The following is a 15,968-nucleotide window of genomic DNA, read 5'->3' on the forward strand; positions in this document are numbered from 1 at the left end:
CCCGTCCCCACCCGCCGACACCCGCCAACGCCCGTCAGCGCCCCAGGAGATCGGTGAGGGCGCCCACCGGGTCCGGGTCGGGGGTGCCACGCGGCCACCAGTCCTCGCGGCCGGCGTCCGACTCGTATCCGTACCACAGGCCGTCACGGCCGAGCCGGAGCTGGAGGGACTCGCCGGAGAGCCGGTTGCGCCAGGGACGGAAGGCGGGGAAGTCGGCGGCGAGCAGGGCGGGTCTGGCCCGGTCGAACGGACCGGCCGGCGGGTCCCAGGGCTCTTCGAGGACGGCGAGGCCCGCCGCGCCGCCCTGGCGCCAGGCGGCGACGGCACGGGCGAGCTCCGTGGGGGTGCGGTCGAGGGCGCCCGCCAGGTCGCGGTAGAGCGCGCGCGACGAGGCGGTGAGTCCGGAGCCGGGGTGCGCTGCGGCCAGCCGGACCGCGTCCTGCCAGGGAGTGAGCGCGGCGACCGGGTCGTGGCCGGTGGCGAGGAAGGCGTGGGCGCGGGCGGCGGCCTCGGTGGCGAGGAGGTCGAGGGCGAGCGGATCGGGGGCGTCCGGGTCCGGTGGGAAGACCGCCGGGCGGCCGGGCCGGTCCGGGACCGGCAGCTCGGGCGGCAGCGGCGGGAGCCCGGCCCCGGTGGCCGCGTCGAGCGCGATGCGGGCGGGAACCGTGGGCATCGGCGGGGCCGCGGCACCCGCCTCGGCGGCGCCCCGGGCGGCGTTCCGCCGGGTGAGCTCGGCGAGGAGCTCCTGCTCCCCGCGGCCGCGCATCAGGAAGAGGACGAACGGGTCCTCGTCGAGGAGGCGGGCGGCCTGGTAGCAGAGGGCGGCGGCGTGCTTGCAGGGGTAGCCGTCGTCCGGGCAGGAGCAGTCGGGGACGAGGTCGCCCGGCGCGGGCAGCAGCCCGGTGACCGTCTCCAGGGCGTGCGGCACGTCCTTGTCGAGGAGGGCGGCGATGTGGTCGGGGCGGGCGGCGGCCTCGTCGAGGAACCGCTCCCAGCCGTCGTCGCCGAGGGTCCGCATCCTGATCTCGGTGCGGTACGGGCGGGGCCGGCTGCCGTGGACGTAGGCGACGACCCGGCCCGGGGTGACCGTGATCGCGTCCACGTGGCCGCGCCCGGCGTACGCCTTGCCCCGTGCGAGACGGGCCGCGTCGAGGGCGGTGGCCTCCAGGGCGGCCACCCACGCGTTCCCCCACCACGTGGCGGCGAACCGGCCGTCGGGGGCCGAGCGCGGCGCGACCTGCGGGAAGCTGCGACGGCGGTCGTCGTGCCGGGGGGCGGCGCCCCGGGCGCCCCTTGCGCGGTTCACGAGGGCCTCCTCAGGGACACCAGGTCGGCGAGCTCCCGGTCGGTGAGTTCGGTGAGGGCGGCCTCGCCGGAGCCGAGGACGGCGTCGGCCAGGGCCCGTTTGGCGCGGAGCATCTCGGCGATGCGGTCCTCGACGGTGCCCTCGGCGACGAGCCGGTGGACCTGCACCGGCTGGGTCTGCCCGATGCGGTAGGCCCGGTCGGTGGCCTGCTCCTCGACGGCCGGGTTCCACCAGCGGTCGTAATGGACGACGTGGCCGGCCCGGGTGAGGTTGAGGCCGGTGCCCGCGGCCTTCAGGGAGAGCAGGAAGACCGGGACCTCACCGGCCTGGAAGCGGTCGACCATCCGCTCCCGCTCGGCCACCGGCGTTCCCCCGTGCAGGAGCTGGGCGGGGATGCCCCGCGCGGCCAGGTGGTCGGCGAGGAGCCGCGCCATCGACACGTACTGGGTGAAGACGAGCACGGACCCGTCCTCCGCGAGGATCGTGTCGAGGAGCTCGTCGAGCAGGGCGAGCTTCCCGGAGCGACCGGCGAGCCGCGCGGTGCCGCTGCCGCGCGGTGCCTGTTCCCTGAGGTACTGCGCGGGGTGGTTGCAGATCTGCTTGAGGGAGGTCAGCAGGCTCATGACGAGGCCCCGGCGGGCCATGCCCTCGGCGCCCTCGATGCGGGCCATGGTCTCGCGGACGACCGCCTCGTAGAGCGAGGCCTGTTCGCGGGTGAGGGCGACGGGATGGTCGGACTCCGTCTTCGGCGGGAGTTCGGGGACGATCCCGGGGTCGGACTTGCGGCGGCGCAGCAGGAAGGGGCGCACGAGCCGGGCGAGCCGCTCGACGGCCTCCTCGTGCTCGACCTCCTCGTGGTTCTCCACGGCCCGGGCGTGGCGGGAGCGGAAGGCCTTGAGCGGGCCGAGGAGCCCGGGGGTGGTCCAGTCGAGGAGCGCCCAGAGCTCGGAGAGGTTGTTCTCCACGGGGGTGCCGGTGAGGGCGACCCTGGCGGGGGCGGGGATCTCGCGCAGCGCCTTGGCGGTCGCGGAGAAGGGGTTCTTGACGTGCTGCGCCTCGTCGGCGACGACCATCCCCCACTCCCGCTCGGCGAGCCGGGCGGCGCTGGTGCGCAGGGTGCCGTAGGTGGTGAGGACGAAGCCGCCCTCGGTGCCGTCGAGGTCCCGGTCCGTGCCGTGGAAGCGCCGGACGGGCACCTCGGGGGCGAACTTACGCACCTCCCGCTGCCAGTTGCCGAGGAGGGAGGCCGGGCAGACCACGAGGGTGGGGGCGCGGCGGGCGCGGCGCAGGTGGAGGGCGATGAGGGTGACGGTCTTGCCGAGTCCCATGTCGTCGGCGAGGCAGCCGCCGAGGCCGAGGGAGGTCATCAGGTCCAGCCAGGCGAGGCCGCGGAGCTGGTAGTCGCGCAGGGTGGCGGTGAGGCCGGGGGGCGCCTGCACGTCCTCGGGGCCGGCCAGGAGCCGGTCGCGGAGCGCGGCGAGGGCTCCGACGGGGACGGCGGGGACGGACTCGCCGTCGACCTCGGCGGTGCCGGTGAGCGCGGCGGCGAGGGCGTCGACCGGTTGGAGCAGGCCGAGTTCCCGCTTGCGGGCCTTGCGGACGAGGGCGGGGTCGACGACGACCCACTGGTCGCGGAGGCGCACGATGGGCCGGTGGGTCTCGGCCAGGAGGTCCATCTCGCGCTCGGTGAGCGGATCGCCGTCGAGCGCCAGCTGCCAGTTGAACCGCAGGAGTTCCTCGCTGTCGAAGAAGGAGGTGCCGTCGGTGGCGGAGCCCGGCGCGGCGTGCGCGGGACGGACGACGGCGGAGGCGCTGAGGGAGCGGGCGAGTTCCCGCGGCCAGTGGAGGGCGACCCCGGCGTCGGCGAGGCGGGCGGCGGCCGGCCCGAGCAGTTCGTACAACTCGTCCTCGGAGACGGCGAGGACGTCGGGCACGTCCCGCTTCAGGAGACGGGAGAGCGGGGACCAGACGCGGGCGGCCCGGCGCAGGGCGAGGACTGCGTCGATCCGGGCGCGGGGCCCGAAGTGCTCGCCGTCCCCCGCCCACAGGTCCGCGGCGTCGATGACGAGGGTGGGGTCGGCGAGGCTGTGGACCTGGAGGAGCGCGGCGGCGGCGTGGCGATCCCCGTCCCCTTCGCCGCCCGGGCCGGCGGTGCCCGTGGTGTCCGTCGCGTCGAAGAGTTCGTACGGTGACAGGTCCAGGCGGAGCGAGACCCGCACCCCGGCGTCCATCCCGGCCGCCGCCTCGGCGGCCCAGGCACGCGCGCGGGGCAGGTGCTGCGGCGCGCGCGCCGCGAACGGCGCGCCGACCGCGTGGGCGGCGGCCGGGGTCCGGGGCAGGATGTCGGCGACCGCGTCGAGGAAGGCGCGCACGAGGGCCTCGGGCTCGGGCAGCCGCAGCGGGCCGCGCCCCGGCACCGGCACGGCGTACCCCTCGTACGGCAGGGCGGCGGCGACGGCCCGCAGATGGGCGATGTCCTCGGCGTCCAGCGGTCCGGCCCGCCAGGCGTCCAGGTCGTCGGCGGTCAGTCCGGGCAGCACCCGTCCGCGCGCGGCCAGGTGCAGGGCGTGCAGGGCGGCGGCGCCCCAGCCGGCGGTGGCGGGGTGCGCGGCCGGGTGGTGGCGGGCCGCGACGAGGTGCGGCAGCGCGGCCTCGACGGGCAGGGTCACGGCGGGCACGGAGCGGCCCCGGGCACCGCTGCCGTGCCGCCGGGCCACGGTCAGCTCGACCCGCTCCGCCCCGCTCGCCGCCGGGTCCGGCGGCGCGCCGCCGTCGGGGGCCCAGAAGGCGATCCGGCCGTCACGGGGAAGGGCGGCGGGCAGGAAGACGGCGGCGCTGGTCGTCCAGGTGTGTGCCACGGTTGTGTTCCCCTCCCGCTGTGTGTCGCTCCCCCACTGGACCTCCGACCTTACGGGTGGGGTCTGACAACGACCGTCGGGCGGTTCCCCCGGGCGGCCCAACAACGGATGACAGCACTGCCCGCCGACGGCATGGTGGCCTGAAACGACACGACAGAAGAGGATCCGCCATGTCCGTTCGCCGGCGTCTCACGACCGCCACCGGGGCCGTGCTGCTCACTCTCGCCGTCGCCGGCTGCTCGGGCCTCGGCCGCAGCGCCGTGGGCACGATCAGGTACGAGACGGAACGCGACCTGGTGGTGACCGTGACCAGCCCGTCGGTGAAGGGCTGCCACCGCCTGGCACCCTCGGGCGTGACCAAGGTCGAGAACAACTCCCTGAACGACCTCGTGATGTACCGGACCCGCGACTGCCGGGGAGGCAACTCCATCTACGTGCCCAGCAACACCGGCGACACGATCGCCCCGGACACCTTGCCCTGGCGCAGCTACAGCGTCATCCACTAGTCGGTCCCGGCCGCCCGGTAGGCGTTCCGTTTCCCCCGCCCGGGGTACATGCTGGAAGTGACCTCGGGACTCCTGGGGGAGATGCGACCGTCATGCGATCGGGTAACGAGCCGGCCACCGCGCGCAGTGCCCTGCGGCTGAGGTTCTGGCTGAGCCTGTGGGGGCTGCTCTGGGCGGCCTTCGGCACGACCGTGTTCTCCCTGGTGGGCCTCCCCGGCTGGGCGGCGGCCTGCGGGGTGCTGTTCCTGGTCGTACTGGTCGACCTGGCGGTGGTGCTGCGCCACCTCCACCAGGGCGCTCACTGGCAGCCCGGCCGGAGCGTCCCGCCGTACGAACCCGATCGGGGCGGCACGGGACGCTGACGTCCCGGCTCGACGCGGCCGTCTCAGTTCCGCGTGTCGAAGCCCGCGGCCTGGAGGTACTCGGGCTTCGGATCGAGCGCGGCGGCGAGGCGGAAGTGCCGCGTGGCCTGGGCGGTCTGCCCGGAGCGCTCGAAGGTGCGGGCCAGCGCGAAGTGGGCGAAGGCGTTGTCCGGCTCGCGCTCCAGGACCAGTTCGAACTCCAGCTGCGCGGGCCGGAGCTGTGCGGCGGCGAAGAACGCCCGGGCGCGCAGCAGGCGGGCGGCCGTGTTCTCGGGGTGGGCGGCGATGACCGAGTCCAGCAGCTTCACGGCCCCACGAGGGTCCCGCGCGGCCAGCAGGTGCTCGGCGGCGCGGAAGTCGATGACGTGCGTTTCCGGGTTCCTGTCGGCCACGATGGAATCCTTCCCTCGATCCGGTGGTTGAACACCGGACCCCGCGGCCGCATTCCGTCGAACGACGTCCCAGGGGCCGCCTCTCGGACCGTGCCGGGTCCGCGGGTCCTGATCGCGATCTCGGTCCGAAAGGCTCGCGGGGCCTGCTCGACCGGACGGGGCCTACGCCCCGGCGGCCTTCGCGCGGCGCTCCAGCTCGTCCCAGACCTTCCGCACCTGGGGTTCGAGCGCGTCGAGCGGTCCGTCGTTGTCGATCACGAGGTCGGCGACGGCCAGTCGCCGCGCGCGCGTGGCCTGGGCCGCCATCCGGGCCTCGGCCTCGGCCGCGGCCATGCCGCGGAGGCGTACCAGTCGGTCGAGCTGGGTCTCCGGGGAGGCGTCCACGACCACGACCAGGTCGTACAGCGGCGCGAGCCCGTTCTCGGTGAGCAGCGGTACGTCGTGGACGACGACGTCCCCGGCGCCGGCGCGGCTCTCCAGCTCCGCCGACCGGGCCCCGACCAGGGGGTGGACGATGGCGTTGAGGGTGGCGAGGCGGTCCGCGTCGGAGAACACGATGGAGCCGAGTCTGGGCCGGTCCAGCGTCCCCTCCTCGGTGAGGACGTCGTCCCCGAAGGCCGCGACGACGGCCGCGAGCCCCGGGGTCCCGGGCTCGACGACCTCGCGCGCGATGCGGTCCGCGTCGATCAGTACGGCTCCGTACGAGACGAGCAGCCGCGACACTTCGCTCTTGCCGGCGCCGATCCCGCCGGTCAGGCCCACCTTCAGCATGAGCGGCAGCTTAGGGCCTGCCCCGACGGGGTCAGGAGTCGCCCTCCCGCTCCGCGAGGAAGCGCTCGAACTCCCGGCCCAGCTCGTCGGCCGAGGGCAGTTCGACCGGCTCGGCGACGAGGCTGCCGCGCGTCTCGGCGCCTGCCGCCGCGTCGTACTGGTGCTCCAGGCCCTGCACGAGCGCGACCAGCTCCTCGTCGCCCTCGCCGATCTGGCGGTCGATCTCGGTCTGGGTGCGGCGGGCCTCGGTCCGCAGGGAGTGGGCGACGCCCGGGAGGACGAGGCCGGTGGCGGCGGTGACGGCCTCCAGGGCGGTCAGGGCCGCGTCCGGGTACGGGGACCGGGCCACGTAGTGCGGGACGTGGGCGGCGACGCCGAGGGTGTCGTGGCCGGCTTCGGTGAGCCGGTACTCGACGAGGGACTCGGCGCTGCCGGGGACCTGGGCCTCGTCGAAGGGGCTGCGGTGGCCCGGCATGAGGTCGGTGCGGCTGCCGTGCGGGGTGAGGCCGACCGGGCGGGTGTGCGGGACGCCCATGGGGATGCCGTGGAAGTTGACGGAGAGGCGCACCCCGAGGCGCTCGACGATCTGCCGGACGGCGACGGCGAAACGCTCCCATTCCACGTCCGGCTCCGGGCCGGAGAGGACGAGGAAGGGGGCGCCGGTGGCGTCCTGGACGAGACGGACCTCGATGGACGGCGTCTCGTACGCGGTCCAGCGGTCGCGCCGGAAGGTCAGCAGGGGGCGGCGGGCCCGGTAGTCCACGAGCCGGTCGTGGTCGAAGCGGGCCACCAGCTGGTGGGGAAGGGTGTCGAGCAGCCGGTCGATGATCTGCTCACCGGTCTCGCCCGCGTCGATGTAGCCGTCGAAGTGGTACAGCATGACCAGCCCGGCCGACTCCTGCGCCAGGGCCAGGTCGACGACGGCCACGCCCTTCGGGTCCCATTCGTACAAATCCTGGGGATCAAGCACGATTACCGCTCCTCCTCGTGTTCTCTCTGGAAACGCCTTACGCGGCACGGCAATTCCCGGTGCGGCGATCTTCCGCCTGCGGAACTCGGCGGCGCCGGCGGCTGCCGGACGGGAGCGGTTCGGCCGAGCTTCCCGGGAGAACGACCGAGGCCCGCTCCCCCGAAGGGGAGCGGGCCTCGGATTCGCTAGCGGCTAGCGCTCAGCGGAGAGCCTGTTCAGCTCTGGCCGCCGGCCAGCTTCTCGCGCAGGGCGGCGAGCGCCTCGTCCGACGCCAGGGCGCCGGAGTTGTCGTCCGACTCCGAGGAGTACGAACCGCCCGAGATGCCCGCACCGGCGTTGCCGGCGGCCGGGGCGGCAGCGCCCTCGGCAGCGGCGGCCTCGTCGGCCTCGCGGGACTTGATGACCTGAGCCTGGTGCTGCTCGAAGCGAGCCTGCGCCTCGGCGTACTGGGTCTCCCAGGCCTCGCGCTGAGCCTCGTAGCCCTCGAGCCAGTCGTTGGTCTCGGGGTCGAAGCCCTCGGGGTAGATGTAGTTGCCCTGGTCGTCGTAGGACGCGGCCATGCCGTACAGGGTCGGGTCGAACTCGACCGAGGCCGGGTCGGCACCGAAGGACTCGTTGGCCTGCTTCAGCGAGAGGCTGATGCGACGACGCTCGAGGTCGATGTCGATGACCTTGACGAAGATCTCGTCGTTGACCTGGACGACCTGCTCCGGGATCTCCACGTGGCGCTCGGCCAGCTCGGAGATGTGGACCAGACCCTCGATGCCCTCGTCCACGCGGACGAACGCACCGAACGGAACCAGCTTGGTGACCTTACCCGGGACGACCTGGCCGATCTGGTGGGTCCGGGCGAACTGCTGCCACGGGTCCTCCTGCGTCGCCTTCAGCGACAGGGAGACGCGCTCGCGGTCCATGTCCACGTCGAGAACCTCGACGGTGACCTCCTGGCCGACCTCGACGACCTCGGACGGGTGGTCGATGTGCTTCCAGGACAGCTCGGAGACGTGGACGAGGCCGTCGACGCCACCCAGGTCCACGAAGGCACCGAAGTTGACGATCGAGGACACGACGCCGGAGCGGACCTGACCCTTCTGGAGGGTCGTGAGGAAGGTCTGGCGAACCTCGGACTGGGTCTGCTCCAGCCAGGCGCGGCGGGACAGGACCACGTTGTTGCGGTTCTTGTCCAGCTCGATGATCTTCGCCTCGAGCTCCTTGCCCACGTAGGGCTGGAGGTCGCGGACGCGACGCATCTCGACCAGGGAGGCCGGGAGGAAGCCGCGGAGGCCGATGTCGAGGATGAGACCACCCTTGACGACCTCGATGACGGTACCGGTGACGATGCCGTCCTCTTCCTTGATCTTCTCGATGGTGCCCCAGGCACGCTCGTACTGGGCGCGCTTCTTCGAGAGGATCAGGCGGCCTTCCTTGTCCTCCTTCTGGAGAACAAGGGCCTCGATCTCGTCGCCGACCTTGACGACCTCGTTCGGGTCGACGTCGTGCTTGATCGAGAGCTCGCGGCTCGGGATGACACCTTCGGTCTTGTAACCGATGTCGAGCAGGACCTCGTCCCGGTCGACCTTCACGATGACGCCGTCGACGATGTCGCCGTCGTTGAAGTACTTGATCGTCTCGTCGATCGCGGCGAGGAAGGCTTCCTCGTTACCGATGTCGTTGACCGCAACCTGCGGGGTGGTGGCGGTGGTCTCGGTGCTGCTCGTCATGTGGGAAAGGGCTCCGGTTACGGACAGAAAGTCGTAGGTACTGCTACGCCGAGAGCCCGTATCGCACCAAGAAGCCGGACAGCCAATGAAGCACCCTTCCGCGAACGGGAGGGAACCTCGAAAACCGAGGGGACATACAACAGGTGCGAGCACGGCCTGCTCCGTCTGAGGCGCGCAGGCCCGCAGCGCAACCTTTAGCATACGGGGGCGGCCGGACAGGGTCAATGCGCGAAGCGCGCACCCGAGGCAGATCCGCTCAATTCCGGCACCACTCATGCCTCTTGCGCCACCACGGCGGGGTCCGCCGCACGGCTGCACTGAGCGCAAACTACATCGGCGGGCGAAATGAACCAAGAGTACGGACACGAAGACGCGGTCGACGGAGAGGCCGAAGAGGCCGAGGCGACCCGGCGTGACGCGGGGGACGCGGAGAGCAGCCGGGCGAGCCGCGGCTGGTGGGACCGGAACGCCGACGAGTACCAGAGCGAACACGGCTCCTTCCTGGGCGACGACCGGTTCGTGTGGGGGCCCGAGGGACTCGACGAGGCCGAGGCCGGGCTCCTGGGTCCGGCCGCCTCGCTGAAGGGCCTCGACGTCCTGGAGATCGGCGCGGGCGCCGCGCAGTGCTCGCGCTGGCTGGCGGCCCGGGGGGCGCGGCCGGTGGCCCTCGACCTCTCGCACCGGCAGCTCCAGCACGCGCTGCGGATCGGCGGGGAGGTGCCGCTGGTGGAGGCGGACGCGGGAGCGCTGCCCTTCCGGGACGGCTCCTTCGACCTGGCGTGCTCGGCGTACGGCGCGGTCCCGTTCGTCGCCGACCCGGTGCGGGTCTTCCGCGAGGTGCGCCGGGTGCTGCGGCCGGGCGGCCGATGGGTGTTCTCGGTGACGCACCCGATCCGCTGGGCGTTCCCGGACGAGCCGGGGCCGGAGGGCCTGTCGGTCGCCGCCTCGTACTTCGACCGCACGCCGTACGTCGAGCAGGACGAGGAGGGCCGGGCCGTGTACGTGGAGCACCACCGGACCGTCGGGGACCGGGTGCGGGACGTGGTGGCCGGCGGCTTCCGGCTCGTGGACCTGGTCGAACCGGAGTGGCCGGCCTGGAACAGTCAGGAGTGGGGCGGCTGGTCCCCGCTGCGGGGGAACCTGATCCCGGGGACGGCGATCTTTGTCTGCGAACGGGACGGCTGACTTCCGTCCGCGAGCGGGACGCCCGGTTCCGTCCGCGAGCGGGACGGCCGGTAGTCGTACTAATGAGGGGCCCTGTGGACGACGGGGCCCCTCTTCTTCGCGGCGCGTACGAGACTGAGTGCGTGATCCGAAACGACGCACTCGACCGTCTCCCCGTCCGCCATGCCGTCCCCGAGCTGCTCGCCGCACTCGCGGAGCGCGGCGCGGCGGTGCTGTCCGCTCCTCCCGGCACCGGCAAGACGACGCTGGTACCGCTGGCGCTCGCGGGGCTCATGGGGGACGGGCCGGCGCGGCGGGTGCTCGTGGCCGAGCCGCGGAGGATGGCGGTGCGGGCGGCGGCCCGGCGGATGGCCTGGCTGCTCGGCGAGGAGGTCGGTGGCACGGTCGGCTTCTCGGTGCGCGGTGAGCGGCGGACCGGGGCCGCGACGCGGGTCGAGGTGGTGACGACGGGCATCCTGCTCCAGCGGCTCCAGCGCGATCCGGAGCTGGCGGGGGTGGACGTGGTGCTGCTCGACGAGTGTCACGAGCGGCATCTCGACGCCGACACGGCCATGGCCTTCCTGGTGGACGTCCGCGCGACGCTGCGACCGGAGCTGAAGCTGATCGCGGCGTCCGCGACGAGCGACGCCGAGGCGTGGGCGGAGCTGCTCACGGTCCTGGAGGGGAGCGGTCCCGCGCCGATCGTGCGGAGCAGGGGCGAGGGCCATGGGTACGCGGTGAGGTTCGCCGCACCTCCGGCCGGCATCAGGCCCGCGCACGGCACCTGGGTGGATCCGGCCCTGCTGCGGCACGTGGCGTCGACGGTCCGGCTCGCGCTGGAGCGGCACCGGGGCGATGTCCTCTGTTTCCTGCCGGGTACGGGGGAGATCGCGCGGACGGCGGGGTTGCTCGACGGCGTCGACGCGGAGGTGCTCCAGCTGCACGGGCGGGCTCCCGCCGCCGTCCAGGACGCAGTGCTGCGGGGCGCCGGGCCGGACGGTCGCAGGCGGGTGGTGCTGTCGACGTCGGTGGCGGAGTCGAGCCTGACGGTTCCGGGCGTGCGGATCGTCGTGGACTCGGGGCTCGCGCGGGAGCCCCGGACGGACCACGCCCGGGGCCTCGGTTCGCTCGCGACGGTGCCGGTGTCGACCGCGGCGGCGACCCAGCGGGCGGGGCGCTCGGGCCGTGAGGCGGCCGGCGTGGTCTACCGCTGCTGGGCCGAGGCGGAGGACGGCGGCCGGGCGCGGTTCCCGTCGCCCGAGATCCGGATCGCCGATCTGGCGGACTTCGCGCTGCGGGCCGCCTGCTGGGGCGATCCGACGGCGGAGGGGCTCGCGCTGCTCGACGCGCCGCCGGCCGGGGCGATGGCGGCGGCGCGCGCGGTGCTCGGGTCGATCGGGGCCGTCGACGGTGACGGCCGGGCCACGGAGCGGGGGGTGCGGATGTCCCGGCTCGGGCTGCATCCCCGGCTGGGACGCGCGCTCCTGGACGGCGCGCCCGAGGTCGGGGCGCGGCGGGCGGCGGAGGTGGTGGCGCTGCTGAGCGAGGAGCCGCCGCGCGAGTACGGGGACGACCTGGTGGCGGCCTGGCGTGCGGCCCGTCGGGGGACCGACGGGTACGGGGCGCGGTGGAGGGCGGAGGCGCGGCGCCTGGATCGGTCGGCCGGTGAGGTGGTGGGCGGGGGTGCCGCCGTGGCGGATCGGTCGGCCGGTGAGGCCGGGGGCGGGGGTGCCGCCGTCGGGGAGCGGGAGGGCGACGACGCCGTGGCCGGCCTGGTGACGGCGCTGGCGTTCCCGGAGCGGGTGGCCAGGGCCCGGGAGCAGGGCGGCTATCTGATGGTGTCGGGAGGCGGGGCGCGGTTGGCCGGGGGTTCCCGGCTGGGGACCGGCCCGTGGCTCGCCGTGGCGGTGGCGGACCGCACCGCGCGGGACGCCACGGCGCGGGTGCGGCTCGCGGCGGTGGTGGACGAGTCCATGGCGTGCCGGGCGGCCGGGCATCTGCGGAGCACCGGAGAGGAGGTCCGCTGGGAGGACGGGGACGTGGTCGCGCGGTCGGTGGACCGGCTGGGCGCGATCGAGCTGACGGTCCGTCCCCTGGGCGCCGGGGCCGAGCCCGCTCTCGTGCGGGAGGCGCTGCTCGACGGCCTGCGGCGCGAGGGCCTCGGGCTGTTGCGGTGGCGTCGGGAGGCCGGGGAGCTGCGCGAGCGGCTCGCCTTCCTCCACCGGGAGTTGGGGGAGCCCTGGCCGGACGTGTCGGAGGGGACGCTGATCGACCGGGCCGGGGAGTGGCTGGAACCGGAGCTGTCCCGGGCGTCACGCCGGGCGGATCTGGGGCGGATCGACGCCGGGGAGGCGCTGCGGCGGCTGCTGCCGTGGGCGTCGGGCGAGGCGGTCCGGCTGGACGAGTTGGCGCCGGAGCGGATCGAGGTGCCGAGCGGTTCGCGGATACGGGTCGAGTACGGGGGCGAGCGGCCGGTGCTCGCGGTGAAGCTGCAGGAGATGTTCGGTCTGGCCGAGACGCCCCGGGTGGCGGGGGTGCCGGTGCTCGTCCACCTCCTCTCCCCCGCGGGCAGGCCGGCCGCGGTGACGGCCGACCTGGCGTCGTTCTGGCGGGACGGCTACCGGGCGGTGCGGGCGGAGTTGCGGGGGCGGTATCCGAAGCACCCGTGGCCGGAGGATCCGTCCGCGGCGGTGCCGACCCGGCACACCAGCGCGCGGCTCAGAGGGGAGCGCTGACCGGTGTCGGGGCGGGGGCGGGGGGCGGCTCCTGTGCGGGGCGGCGCGAGCGGGCCTCCAGCCAGAGGGCGAGGACGAGGAGGAGCAGGGCGAGGGCGGTGAGGGTCCACGGGACGTAGGAGACGAGCATGAGGACCATGAGGCGGTTGGAGGAGACCGTCTCGCCGATGCTCTCGAGGTAGTCCTCGCGCATCTTCACGTGCCCCGCGAAGACGGTGAGGGTGTCCCGCCCCATCAGTGCCTTGGCGTTGCGGAGTTCCTCCTCGTGGATCTCCTCGCCGTTGACGGGGGCTCCGGTGATCGGCTCGATCCAGAACATGCGCTTGGTCGTGTACCAGCGGGTGAGGCCGGAGTCGGCCAGGATCTCCGGGGTGATGCCCTTGACCGGCATGGTCTTGGGCAGGGGGACCCTGGTCCAGGGGACGGTCTGCTCGAAGTAGTAGACCTCCATGCCGCGGAAGGTGCGGGTGCCCTTGTAGTGGATGGGGGCCGCGGTGCGGGTCTGGGCGTCGAAGTACTGGTAGTCGCGCTTCTCGGTCAGGAAGGGGAACTTGAACTCGACGCCCTCGCGCCGGACCGGGTCGCCGTCGACCGATTCGCCGGTGGCGTGGACGGGGTCCTGGGTGTGCGCGTCGAAGACGTACCGCTCGGGGACCTTGGAGACCATCTTGCCGTCGGGCCCCGTCACGTAGGCGAGGGCGTCCCAGACGACGACGTCACGCCCGGCGTCGCGTTCGATGCGCCGCGACTCCTCCACGTTGCCCTTGAGGGTCTGGATGATCGTGATCTTGTCGACCTTCTCGGCCTTGAGCGTGGAGTAGTCGAGGAGGGTCGCGGGCCGCGCCTCCAGGACGGTCTCCTGGTACTGGTCGGGCGGGATCTTCGCGAGGCGGGGGAAGGCGTACCAGCGCAGGGTGGGGGCCATCGCCGCGCAGAAGACGGCGAGGGCGAGGAGGACGAGGCTGGCTCGGCGGCGCACGGTCGGCCCCCTACTTCTTGGGGCCGGGGTCGGCGGTCAGCAGGGGCTTGGGCGAGGTGGGGCCGTCGGGCGGCAGATCGACCACGGAGAGGAGCAGGACGAAGAGGAGGACTGGGGCGAGTCCGATGGCGGCGGCGACGAGGGCGCGCATGGTCGGCCTCCCGGGTGCGATCTGATAGGGCGTCAGGGCGGGGGCACCGTAGCAACGCGGCCGCGAGATGAGAACACGTCGCACCCGGGTGGAGCGAAGCGCCGCCCCCGCGTCCGGTGCGGACGGGGGGCGGCGCGGAGGAACGCGGCGCGGAGGCGCGGGCGGTCAGGCCGAAGGCGAGGTGCCGGGCGAGGGGGTGGTGGTCTCGGACGGGGTGCCCCCGGAGGGCGTCGGGCTCGGGGTGGGGGTGGGGTCCGGGTTCGTCGTGGCGGGGGCGTTGACCGTCAGGTCGATGAAGGCGGTGCCGCCGCCCGGTGCGGTCAGCCGCACGTAGTACGTGCCGGCCTTGTCGCCCGCGAGGAGGTCGCCGGGCTCGAGGGTGAGCAGTCCGTCCGTGCCGGCCACGAGGGTGACGGTGCGGGCCGTGGTGCCGTCCGCGCGCTTGAAGGACGGGCCGTCGGCGCTCTCCGCGGTGTCCGTCTTCGAGGTGACGATCACCGCGGTGACGCGCACGCCGGGGGCGAGGGCACCCTTGTCGGTGGCCTTCACCTGGACCTTCTGGGTGAAGGAGGTGCCGGTCGTGGCCGCCAGCGGGTCGCCGGCGAGCCGGGTGAGGGTGTCCGCCTGCCGCTCCGTGACGGTCGCGGCGAAGTCGGCCGCGCCCAGGGTCCGGCCCACGACGGTGGCCCGCACGGTGAAGGCTCCCGTCTTCTCGCCGGCCCGGAGGGCGGGAGAGGTGGCGAGGCCGGCCGAGCCGGTGGTGACGGTGGCGGTGGTCCCGCCGGCGCCGAACCGGGTGTCCGTGGCTCCGATGATCTCGAAGCGGATGTTCACGCCGGGGACCGGCTTGCCCGAGGCGTCGAGCGCCGCGACCCGGGGAAGTCCGGTGAAGGCGCTGCCGGTGGTCGCGGTCGGCTTCTCGTTGGCCACGATCATGAGCCGTGCGACCCTGGCGACCGCCGGGAGGGCGGGCGGCGTCACCGGCGGGGTGACCGGCGGCTCGGTGGGGACGGTCGGCGGCTTGGCCGTCCCGGGACGGTTCTCCGCCGGCGGCTTCGGCTTCTGGGTGCCGGGCGTCGGTGCCGTGGGGACGGTGGGGAGCGACGTGGCGGGACGGGGACGGCCGCCCCTGCTGCCGTTGTCGCTGCGTCCCACTGGCAGCACGCCCGTGCCGTCCGGGATCTGGTGGGTGCCGCGCTCGTAGAAGGCGACCCAGGACAGGACCGTGTTCAGGTACTCCCTGGACCGGTTGTAGCTGAGGATCGCCTGGTCGAGGTCGGCCTTGAGCGCGAGGTTGCGATCGTTCGCGCAGAGGTAGAGGCCGGCGGCCTGCGCCGCGTCGTAGATGTTGTTCGGGTCCTTCTTGCCGTCGCTGTTGGCGTCCTGGCCCCAGGTGGCCCAGGTGGACGGGATGAACTGCATCGGGCCGACGGCCCGGTCGAGCTTGGTGTCGCCGTCGTAGGCGCCGCCGTCGGTGTCGGTGATCAGGGCGAAGCCGTTGCCGTCGAGGGCGGGGCCGAGGATCCGCGGCGACGCCGTGCCGTTGGCGTCGACCCTGCCGCCGTTCGCCTGGCCGGACTCGACCTTGCCGATGCCGGCGAGCAGCTGCCACGGCAGGTTGCAGCCGGGGTCGGTCGAGCGTATCGAGAGCTCGGCCCGCTTGTAGGCGGAGTAGACGGACGCGGGTATGCCGGCCTCGGCGGGGCCGGCCGTCAGCGGCAGCTTGGTGCTCGCCCCGGGCAGGTTCGGCGGGTTCAGCGGCGGCAGGTCCGTGTAGTACGGGGAATCGCCCGTCACGGACCCGTGTCCGGACGGCGAAGTCGTGTCACCGGCACCGATGGCCTGGTCCCCGCTGGTGTTGTCCGTCGCCGGCGGAGTCGCCTCCGGTGCCTGCGAGGCGGCGAGCGCGGCGACCGCCGCGGCCATCACCACACCACTGGTGGCTCCCTTGCGCAGTCGGCGGCCGATGTGCGCTCCCATATCCGTCGTCCCCTCCCCATCGACGCGGTCCCACGCTCCCCGCGTGAGACCTCAGGTGACCCTATGCCAACTC

At 73.9% G+C, this 15,968-nt stretch carries 13 protein-coding genes; 4 read left to right on the forward strand and 9 right to left on the reverse strand.

Going from position 1 to position 15,968, the window contains the following annotated elements; genetic code table 11:
• Positions 1–34: 34 nt before the first annotated feature.
• Both IE180_RS13155 and IE180_RS13160 read right to left on the reverse strand, forming a co-directional pair.
• Positions 35–1,306 carry an SWIM zinc finger family protein gene (locus IE180_RS13155; protein WP_190157036.1) on the reverse strand — a complete coding sequence of 424 codons (1,272 nt, stop codon included), beginning with the start codon at positions 1,304–1,306 and terminating at the stop codon, positions 35–37.
• Positions 1,303–4,164 (reverse strand): SCO1167/SCO6262 family helicase, encoded by a 2,862-nt coding sequence (locus IE180_RS13160; protein ID WP_190157037.1) that lies wholly within the window; start codon positions 4,162–4,164, stop codon positions 1,303–1,305. The genes IE180_RS13155 and IE180_RS13160 overlap by 4 nt, the downstream gene beginning before the upstream one ends.
• A gap of 170 nt (positions 4,165–4,334) precedes the next feature.
• Between IE180_RS13160 and IE180_RS13165 the strand changes: the two genes are divergently transcribed.
• Both IE180_RS13165 and IE180_RS13170 read left to right on the forward strand, forming a co-directional pair.
• Positions 4,335–4,670: a hypothetical protein gene (locus tag IE180_RS13165; protein WP_190157038.1), complete on the forward strand. Its 336-nt coding sequence runs from the start codon at positions 4,335–4,337 to the stop codon at positions 4,668–4,670.
• 92 nt (positions 4,671–4,762) lie between these two features.
• On the forward strand, positions 4,763–5,032 hold the full coding sequence (locus tag IE180_RS13170) for a DUF6343 family protein (RefSeq protein ID WP_190157039.1): 270 nt from the start codon (positions 4,763–4,765) through the stop codon (positions 5,030–5,032).
• Positions 5,033–5,055: 23 nt separating this feature from the next.
• Here IE180_RS13170 and IE180_RS13175 read toward each other — a convergent pair whose 3' ends face one another.
• From IE180_RS13175 to rpsA, 4 genes are all read right to left on the reverse strand, one after another.
• Complete coding sequence (locus IE180_RS13175; protein ID WP_190157040.1) at positions 5,056–5,424, reverse strand: tetratricopeptide repeat protein; 369 nt, start codon at positions 5,422–5,424, stop codon at positions 5,056–5,058.
• A gap of 162 nt (positions 5,425–5,586) precedes the next feature.
• Positions 5,587–6,195, reverse strand: a complete 609-nt coding sequence (gene coaE / locus IE180_RS13180) for a dephospho-CoA kinase (RefSeq protein ID WP_190157041.1) — start codon at positions 6,193–6,195, stop codon at positions 5,587–5,589.
• A gap of 31 nt (positions 6,196–6,226) precedes the next feature.
• The gene (locus tag IE180_RS13185) at positions 6,227–7,165 is read right to left on the reverse strand and encodes a PAC2 family protein (RefSeq protein WP_190157042.1); all 939 of its coding nucleotides are present in this window, start codon (positions 7,163–7,165) and stop codon (positions 6,227–6,229) included.
• A 215-nt stretch (positions 7,166–7,380) separates the two neighbouring features.
• Positions 7,381–8,886, reverse strand: a complete 1,506-nt coding sequence (gene rpsA, locus IE180_RS13190) for a 30S ribosomal protein S1 (RefSeq protein ID WP_030692649.1) — start codon at positions 8,884–8,886, stop codon at positions 7,381–7,383.
• A 345-nt stretch (positions 8,887–9,231) separates the two neighbouring features.
• Between rpsA and IE180_RS13195 the strand changes: the two genes are divergently transcribed.
• Complete coding sequence (locus IE180_RS13195) at positions 9,232–10,071, forward strand: class I SAM-dependent methyltransferase (RefSeq protein ID WP_190157043.1); 840 nt, start codon at positions 9,232–9,234, stop codon at positions 10,069–10,071.
• Between the two features lie 122 nt (positions 10,072–10,193).
• Entirely contained in the window at positions 10,194–12,785 is a 2,592-nt protein-coding gene (hrpB, locus tag IE180_RS13200) for an ATP-dependent helicase HrpB (protein ID WP_190157044.1), read from the forward strand.
• Here the strand turns inward: hrpB and pgfA are convergent.
• The 3 genes from pgfA to IE180_RS13215 form a co-directional block, all read right to left on the reverse strand.
• A complete protein-coding gene (gene pgfA / locus IE180_RS13205; protein WP_190157045.1) occupies positions 12,769–13,764 on the reverse strand; it encodes a cell envelope lipid trafficking protein PgfA in 996 nt (331 codons plus the stop codon). The two genes, hrpB and pgfA, sit on opposite strands and share 17 nt — an antisense overlap.
• 10 nt (positions 13,765–13,774) lie before the next feature.
• Positions 13,775–13,915, reverse strand: coding sequence for an SPW_0924 family protein (locus IE180_RS13210; RefSeq protein WP_107072740.1), 141 nt, complete (start codon positions 13,913–13,915; stop codon positions 13,775–13,777).
• A 165-nt stretch (positions 13,916–14,080) separates the two neighbouring features.
• A complete protein-coding gene (locus IE180_RS13215) occupies positions 14,081–15,895 on the reverse strand; it encodes a lytic transglycosylase domain-containing protein (RefSeq protein ID WP_190157046.1) in 1,815 nt (604 codons plus the stop codon).
• Between the last annotated feature and the right edge of the window lie 73 nt (positions 15,896–15,968).

Source organism: Streptomyces litmocidini (genome assembly GCF_014649755.1).
Taxonomy (GTDB): domain Bacteria; phylum Actinomycetota; class Actinomycetes; order Streptomycetales; family Streptomycetaceae; genus Streptomyces; species Streptomyces litmocidini.

Bases quoted from the DNA above. Each gene is read 5' to 3' on its own strand.
- IE180_RS13165 (WP_190157038.1), top strand. From the start codon at position 4,335: ATGTCCGTTCGCCGGCGTCTCACGACCGCCACCGGGGCCGTGCTGCTC.
- IE180_RS13170 (WP_190157039.1), top strand. From the start codon at position 4,763: ATGCGATCGGGTAACGAGCCGGCCACCGCGCGCAGTGCCCTGCGGCTG.
- coaE (WP_190157041.1), bottom strand. From the start codon at position 6,195: ATGCTGAAGGTGGGCCTGACCGGCGGGATCGGCGCCGGCAAGAGCGAA.
- rpsA (WP_030692649.1), bottom strand. From the start codon at position 8,886: ATGACGAGCAGCACCGAGACCACCGCCACCACCCCGCAGGTTGCGGTC.
- IE180_RS13195 (WP_190157043.1), top strand. From the start codon at position 9,232: ATGAACCAAGAGTACGGACACGAAGACGCGGTCGACGGAGAGGCCGAA.
- IE180_RS13210 (WP_107072740.1), bottom strand. From the start codon at position 13,915: ATGCGCGCCCTCGTCGCCGCCGCCATCGGACTCGCCCCAGTCCTCCTC.
- IE180_RS13215 (WP_190157046.1), bottom strand. From the start codon at position 15,895: ATGGGAGCGCACATCGGCCGCCGACTGCGCAAGGGAGCCACCAGTGGT.